This window comes from Nonomuraea sp. NPDC046570, from assembly GCF_040645915.1.
Lineage (GTDB): Bacteria > Actinomycetota > Actinomycetes > Streptosporangiales > Streptosporangiaceae > Nonomuraea.
The window spans coordinates 1-5,288 of record NZ_JBEYZF010000093.1 but is presented as its reverse complement, the minus strand read 5'-3'; the positions used below and the strand labels follow the sequence as shown (position 1 = coordinate 5,288).

The 5,288-nt window shown below is 64.4% G+C and carries 9 protein-coding genes; 4 read left to right on the top strand and 5 right to left on the bottom strand.

Translation table 11 applies throughout. The annotated features are described in order from the left end of the window. Positions 1–159: 159 nt before the first annotated feature. From ABZ911_RS42795 to ABZ911_RS42785, 3 genes are all read right to left on the bottom strand, one after another. Positions 160–990: a CPBP family intramembrane glutamic endopeptidase gene (locus ABZ911_RS42795; protein WP_358070328.1), complete on the bottom strand. Its 831-nt coding sequence runs from the start codon at positions 988–990 to the stop codon at positions 160–162. 30 nt (positions 991–1,020) lie between these two features. Beyond that, positions 1,021–1,350 (bottom strand): serine hydrolase domain-containing protein, encoded by a 330-nt coding sequence (locus ABZ911_RS42790; protein WP_358070325.1) that lies wholly within the window; start codon positions 1,348–1,350, stop codon positions 1,021–1,023. A gap of 72 nt (positions 1,351–1,422) precedes the next feature. Then, positions 1,423–1,638 carry a hypothetical protein gene (locus tag ABZ911_RS42785; RefSeq protein ID WP_358070334.1) on the bottom strand — a complete coding sequence of 72 codons (216 nt, stop codon included), beginning with the start codon at positions 1,636–1,638 and terminating at the stop codon, positions 1,423–1,425. Between ABZ911_RS42785 and ABZ911_RS42780 the strand changes: the two genes are divergently transcribed. The 4 genes from ABZ911_RS42780 to ABZ911_RS42765 all read left to right on the top strand — a co-directional run bounded on the left by ABZ911_RS42780 (position 1,637) and on the right by ABZ911_RS42765 (position 4,132). Beyond that, positions 1,637–1,789, top strand: coding sequence for a hypothetical protein (locus ABZ911_RS42780; protein WP_358070323.1), 153 nt, complete (start codon positions 1,637–1,639; stop codon positions 1,787–1,789). The two genes, ABZ911_RS42785 and ABZ911_RS42780, sit on opposite strands and share 2 nt — an antisense overlap. Before the next feature lie 284 nt (positions 1,790–2,073). Continuing rightward, entirely contained in the window at positions 2,074–2,562 is a 489-nt protein-coding gene (locus tag ABZ911_RS42775) for a hypothetical protein (protein WP_358070320.1), read from the top strand. A gap of 443 nt (positions 2,563–3,005) precedes the next feature. Beyond that, on the top strand, positions 3,006–3,683 hold the full coding sequence (locus ABZ911_RS42770) for a winged helix-turn-helix domain-containing protein (protein ID WP_358070317.1): 678 nt from the start codon (positions 3,006–3,008) through the stop codon (positions 3,681–3,683). Further along, positions 3,593–4,132 (top strand): transposase, encoded by a 540-nt coding sequence (locus ABZ911_RS42765; RefSeq protein WP_358070331.1) that lies wholly within the window; start codon positions 3,593–3,595, stop codon positions 4,130–4,132. The genes ABZ911_RS42770 and ABZ911_RS42765 overlap by 91 nt, the downstream gene beginning before the upstream one ends. A 111-nt stretch (positions 4,133–4,243) precedes the next feature. Here ABZ911_RS42765 and ABZ911_RS42760 read toward each other — a convergent pair whose 3' ends face one another. Together ABZ911_RS42760 and ABZ911_RS42755 are read right to left on the bottom strand one after the other, a co-directional pair. After that, positions 4,244–4,399: a hypothetical protein gene (locus ABZ911_RS42760; RefSeq protein WP_358070314.1), complete on the bottom strand. Its 156-nt coding sequence runs from the start codon at positions 4,397–4,399 to the stop codon at positions 4,244–4,246. Between the two features lie 102 nt (positions 4,400–4,501). Then, the gene (locus tag ABZ911_RS42755; RefSeq protein ID WP_358070311.1) at positions 4,502–5,122 is read right to left on the bottom strand and encodes a group II intron maturase-specific domain-containing protein; all 621 of its coding nucleotides are present in this window, start codon (positions 5,120–5,122) and stop codon (positions 4,502–4,504) included. Between the last annotated feature and the right edge of the window lie 166 nt (positions 5,123–5,288).

Here is a 5,288-nt window from a genome sequence, read left to right as displayed (position 1 = left end):
GGCACGATGAGCAATCACGTGGAGCCTTCCGGCTGATCGGGTTTCTTGTGGTGAGAGCTCTTCTACCGGGGGCTCCACGTCTGTTTCCGGCCTTCGGCAACTCCTCCCGAAAGGCCCGGTACGCCACCAGCGGCGTCCAAGAAATCCCAATCATCCGAATTATTTCGCTGAGATCACCTCAATAGACCCGCGGACGAGCTGCGCCCGGCTCGGGCGCATCAGCCACACGGCAGCGGCGAGCGTGAGCACCCAGCCGATAACTTCGATGAGCAGGTGATCCGTTGCGTTGGGGACGGATTGCAGCAGGTACACCCGGACGCTGTTGATCGCTCCGTGCGTCAAAACCGCGGGCCAGACACTCCCCGACTGCCAGCGAAGTGCGAGCAACAGCGGCGCCCATGGCAGCATGCCCGCGAAGTAGATAACGATGTCCCAGGGTGGTCGATCACCGATGACGGCGAGGACCGGCAGGTGCCAGACGATCCAGACCAGACCGCTGACAAGGGCCAGCGGCCAGAATCCCCATGACGCGGCGCGCGTCGCCAGCCAGCCGCGCCAGCCGAACTCTTCGCCGATGGCGAAGACCGACTGCATGAGGAAGACCGGAACGATCCACATGGTCGCCGCGAAGATCTGGTCAAGCGGGTTGAGCTGCCAGATCCCCAATGCCAGTGCGATGGCGGTTTGGATCGCGGCGATCGCGGCGATGAGGCCGATGCCGATGCTGGCCCACTTGGGTGTGCCGCGCCACCTGGTGGCGAACGTCTCTCGGAACGTTCCGGGTCGTCGGGCAAGCCACATGATGATCGCTGCGAGCAGCGGGGTCAGTTGCAGGATCGGAGTGATCAGGTTGTAGAAGTCCGTCGGGACGAGCCGGAAGACCATCGGAACGGACAGCGCGAAACACAGCAGGACGGCGATCGCGAAGAACCACGTGACATCGACAATAGTTGATCTGGCAGAACTGGAGCGCGTGGGGGACGCAGTCATGATGACCTCGTTTCGTGCGGGCGCGAGGATCTAGCTCGATGAGCGTGCGGTGATCTTGGTGTAGCGCGGATCGGCCATCTTGAACTCGGGGAGAACCTCGACGACCGGGTCGTCCACGGAGAATCGGTCCGTCAGCAGCATGATCGCCGTCGCCGTCATCGACTTGCTCAAGGACGCGATACGGAACGGCGTCCGGGGCGTCACCGCGTTGTCGTCCCCATCCCGGCCGCGGACGATCGTCTCGACGGACGACCCGTCGATCACGGCAGCTGCGACGCCCGGCGTGCCGTAGACGGAGCGGTAGTCGTCGATCAGCTCCTGGTCACCGGCATAGGCCGGGGCTGTCCAGCCGACGAGCATGACGACGCTGAGAAGTATGAGACGTAGGAAACGCACAATCTCAAAGCTAGGCCGGGCGGAATCGGTCCGGCCTCACCCGAAGGGGTGAACCCGGTACCACCCGTCAGGGTGGAATTCGTGGCGAGCGACGAGCCCGTTCTCGTAGGCGTAGATCACCACGTGCACGCGGTCACGCAGGTCCAGCTTCTGCAGGCTGGCCCGGACGTGCGACTTCCACGGCCTGCGCCACACCGGCAACACCCTCGCCGCGCAGTCGGGAACGAGCCTGGCCGACCTCAAAGCGCGCATGGGGCACGACAGCGACCGGGCGGCGCTGATCTACCAGCACGCCACACGCGGGGCCGACCAGAAGATCGCCGATGCCCTGGACGCGCGGGTCGCCGAGGAACGCGGGGACGACGAGGACGGCGCGGCGGGAGTGCTCGTCCCGGCAGGCTAATGGCCCGTTAATGGCACGAACGCCTCACACCAAGATCAGGTGTGAGGCGTTTTCGCTGGTGGAGCCTAGGAGATTCGAACTCCTGACATCCTGCTTGCAAAGACGCATGCCGATCTTGGGCAACCAAGGGAGGCGCAGCTCACGGTGCTGATCTCGCTCCCCGTGACTCTCCGCCATTCCCCCTTGTTCTCCTCTCCATCGGGCACGCCACGGGCACGGCTGCAACCGACAGACTCCTGTCTCAGCGCCTTTCTGACCTTGATCAGTTTCGGTACGCTCCGGCCATGAAAGTCCGCTCCGGGTACATGAAGATCATCGCGGGTTTGGCGGTAACGGCTCTCCTGCTGGGTGGGCTTGCGTACATGACCCTGACGACGTTCACCGGTTCGGAGTGCACTTCCGAAGAGGAAGACCTGATCCCGGTGCTGGCAGCACAGAAGATCCTCACTGCCCACCCGGAAAAAGCCGTCGCCCAGGACGGGTACACCGGATGCTTCCCAGACGACCCGTTCCCCTACGCGGGGAACTTCTACGAGTTCTCCGGCACCTGGGAGGAGTACACCTCCTTCTACGAGACGGCAGCCAGGGCCGATGGATGGCGGCCGGTCGTCACCGAAGAGCCCTCGGAGGACATCTGTTACACCAGGAAGATCGGAGAGGCCACAGCGTTCCTCTCGGTCGGAGGGCACAGCGTTGACGGCGTCGAGGGATACGGCATCGACATCTCCGCCTCCTACGGTGACGTCCCAGAGGACGGCGAACTCCTGTGCTGAAGCTGCCTCATTAAAAGAGGACGGCTCTTATTGACATCCACAACGTTCTGACCTGGTGTTTCGGGGGCTGTCTCCCCTCTTGCCTGAGGGAGGAAGATGCGTGCCTCTGATTCCGCCGAGAGGTGATCTGATCCTTGACGTCGTTGAGCGGCGGATCATGTTCGTGGAGGTCCTGCACTACCCGAAGCTGCCACGCCCGGTGAGTTGAAGCCATCAGCTTGGGAACTGCATCGATCACGGCCCGTTGGGGCGCTGAGCTGGGCGGAAGGCAGGCCCTGAGTAACCGTGGTTGACCCCTCGTCACCCCACTTAATGGCCCGCTAATGGGGGTCTCCGATCTTGATCGGGAAACAGTCCGCCGACTCGCGCTCGAAGGTCACCGTACGTGACGGTTGATGGGGACGTCGGACCCGGACATGCGAAACCCGTGGCTCTTGTGGATCATGACTGTTCTCTACGCAGTCAACCCCCAAGGAACCACGGGCGTGCACAACCCTATCGAGACCTCCGCCGAGGCGACACTGCTGCTTGATCTGGAGGGCCTCCACGTGGTCAAGGTCGAGCGCGACCACGACGGCCACCGGATCGTCCACGTCGTGTTGACCGCCCAGGCGCGGGCCCGCCGGGAGCAAGTGCGGATGCGTGCGGCGGACCGTTTCGCCGAGGGTGCCACGGATGCGCAGGTGGCGATCGAGTTTCGCATCAGCCGGATGTCGGCCAACCGCTGGCGCCGCGCCATTGACGCCGGCGGCCGGGAGGCGCTGCTGTCCAAGGGGCCGGGTGGCGAGAAGTGCAAACTGACCCCGGCGCAGGTGGACAGGCTGCAGGCGGCGTTGGACGAAGGGCCGGCCGCCTACGGCTGGAATGAGGATCAGCGCTGGACCCTGGCCCGGATCGCTGAGCTGGTCTGGGAGCTGTTCAAGGTTCGCTACACCCTGAGTGGGCTGGACTATCTGCTGCGTCGGCTGGGGTGGAGCTGGCAGGTGCCCACCAGGCGGGCGGTCGAGCGTGACGAAACGGCGATCGCCGCCTGGCGCAACGACGTCTGGCCGGAGGGAAAAGAACTGCGGCGGACCTGGACGCCTGGCTCTGTTTCCAGGACGAGGCCGGTCAAGGCCTGAGACCCCCGAAAGGCCGCAGTTGGGGGCGGCGGGGGGTGACGCCGGTGGTCACGGTGTCGGGCAGCGGGTCGGGCACGGTGATGATCGCCGGGTTGATCGCCACCAAGCCCGGCCACATGCCCCGGCTGATCTATCGGATCCGATTGCGGCGAGGCCGCAAGGGCGAGCGCAAGTCCTTCTCCGAGGCCGACTACGCAGCCCTGCTCGATGCCGCCCACCAGCAACTGGGCGGCCCGATCGTACTCGTGTGGGACAACTTGAACACCCACATCAGCGCACGGATGCAGGAACTGGTCGAGCATCGTGCCTGGCTGACGGTCATCCGCTTACCCCCCTACGCCCCCGAACTCAACCCGGTCGAGGCGGTCTGGGCCCATCTGAAACGATCCCTGGCCAACCTGGCCAAGAAGACCTCAACGAACTCGCCCGGCTGGTCAAGACACGACTGAAGAAGATGCAGTACCGGCCCCAGCTGATCAGCGGCTTCATCGCCAAGACCGGCCTCGATCGTAAGCATTCATCAGCTCTGTGACGCTTTGTGATGCTTGCTGGTCAGTCGGCTAGGGCGATCGGGGCATCCAGAGGTGGCCGGTGAAGGCTCGGCGGATCGTGTCCAGGGCATTCAGGCCGTGCTTGCGGGCCGAGTCGAGGTAGGAGCGGACCGCCAGCCATGCGGCGGCGCCGGTCTCGGATTGATGGCAGCCGGAGATCTTCACCTGGGTCTTGACCGGTCGCAGCGCGCGGTCGGGTAACCCCGGCGCATTACTGCGCCAGGGTCCCCTCAGAACCGGACGTGCCCGCTTTCCGGGCATCACGGCTCAAGCAAGCCCTGAAGGCTCGCAGGCTGTCAGGCTTACCTGACTGCCTCGGGCGTTGGGTCGCCGTCGGCAGTGTTCGTGGACAAGACGCTGTTCCTTCTCGTCCGACGGGCTGTTGGCCGTGATGGTGATCGCGTTCAAGGTGATCGCCTTACGGATCGCCGACGCCCACTGTTCCCATTCTTGTGGGCTGCGCGGCTGGTTGTCGGCGTGCAGCAAAAGACCTCCGCAGACCGGGCAGCGGCCTCGTTGCCTCTTGAGGAGGCGAAGACGGGGGCCGCCGATCGGCGGTTCGCTGGTGTTCCTGCGACGGCGCAGGTCCCAGTAGCCGGTCAGGGCAGGGTCATCGGGGGACGCCCGGCCTTTGACCAGGTCATGTCGGACGATCTTCGTCCAGCCGAAGCGAGTCAGGTAGGCTCCGGTTTCTCGGTCGCCGAACACCCACTTATCTCGTCTGGTCGGATGGAACTGGCCGTAGTACCGGTTGACGATCCGGTGCTTTGACCTGTGGTTGTGGCGGTAGAGCGCCCATTTGTAGGCGAGGCGCCACAGATGATGATCCAGCGCGTGGAACGTCTCTGTGGACACCACCCCTCGGTAGTAGGCGGCCCACCCCCGCACGATCGGGTTGATCTAAGGTGATCGCGGATTTCTGGACTACTCTTCGGCCGCTGCGATGTAGGCGAGGTTGGCGTCACGGAAGAAGCCGCGGATGAGAGCGGGCATCTTCTGGAGACGCCGGAGTTCGGACAGCATGAGGGCTTTCATCTGCTGGATGCCGTCGACG